This window comes from Paraburkholderia sp. J67 (assembly GCF_905220265.1).
Taxonomy (GTDB): Bacteria; Pseudomonadota; Gammaproteobacteria; order Burkholderiales; family Burkholderiaceae; genus Paraburkholderia.
The window spans coordinates 1-409 of sequence record NZ_CAJMZK010000106.1; the positions used below are offsets into that span (position 1 = coordinate 1).

1 protein-coding gene is annotated in these 409 nt (G+C 60.1%); it reads left to right on the top strand.

What is annotated here, in order from left to right:
* Positions 1-56 precede the first annotated feature (56 nt).
* Positions 57-409 (top strand): DUF3138 family protein (locus tag U5782_RS41385; protein ID WP_322049641.1); only part of this gene is annotated, 353 nt, incomplete at its 3' end.

Genomic DNA, 409 nt, shown 5'->3' on the forward strand with positions numbered 1-409 from the left:
ATAAAACCATTACGCGTCGAAACGCCTGCAACAAACGACCCATAAGGAGAATGTCGATGAAGAAGAAGTTAATCTGTCTGCTGGTGGCCGGGGCACTGCCGGGGCTCGCATTTGCGGACTCGACCAGCGATCAGATCAAGGCCCTGCAACAGCAACTCAACGCGCTGCAAAAAGAGGTGAAATCGCTCAAGAGCGAACTCGCGGAATCGAAGCCTGCAGCGAAGGGCTCGTCGAAGCTGGCCGTCGCGCCTGCCGCCACGACCACCGCTGCGGCCGCTGCTCCGGAAGTGGACATCTCCTCACCCGACTACGGCAAGGCGCCCGCGCATCTGAGCAACGACGACGTCGATGCGATGAAGCAGCAGATCGCCAGCCAGCAACTGAAGGTCGATTCGCTCAGCGACGCGGC